This window comes from Nocardia sp. 852002-20019_SCH5090214 (genome assembly GCF_001665865.1).
GTDB lineage: Bacteria > Actinomycetota > Actinomycetes > Mycobacteriales > Mycobacteriaceae > Nocardia > Nocardia nova.
Genome location: NZ_LZMK01000152.1, coordinates 1 through 507 on the forward strand (window position 1 = coordinate 1; position 507 = coordinate 507).

The 507-nt window shown below is 63.1% G+C and carries 1 protein-coding gene; it reads right to left on the reverse strand.

Annotated features, from left to right (window positions below):
- Nucleotides 1–428, reverse strand: a 428-nt coding sequence (locus A5780_RS43090; protein WP_231982931.1) for a relaxase domain-containing protein, incomplete at its 3' end; no start/stop codon positions are given.
- Nucleotides 429–507: the final 79 nt, after the last annotated feature.

The following is a 507-nucleotide window of genomic DNA, read 5'->3' on the forward strand; positions in this document are numbered from 1 at the left end:
ATGAGGCCTTGGGCACGGTTGTATTCGGCGTAGGCGCGGGCGCATTCGAATCGGTAGCCGGCCTCGTCGACCACATACCGGTTGTGGGGGCGGCCGAGCTGGGCCATCTTCGCGCCGTAGAGGCGGGCCACCCGCGGCGAGACACCATCGGCCATCTGCTCGGCTGCCAGCTGCGCGACGATCGCGTCCGCGTTCGGATGCATCCCGCGCCCGAACAAGGCCCGCATCTGGGATTCGGTGACGATGTCTCCCTCGACGATATCCAGGGCTCCCAACCCCGACCCCACCCAGCGACCCGGGGACTCGCCGCGCTCGCTGTAATAATCGGCGAGCTGTTGCGCGCCACGGTCATTGGCGTCATTCGTGGCGATATTCCGCAGGTAATACTCATAGCCGTCGCCGGACGCAATCTTCGCCAGCGACATCATGAATCCAGGCTACGCCGCTCCCGATATTGTCGTTATCGGTTCGTTACCTGGGAGCATGAGGTGTGAAATTTTTGTGTGA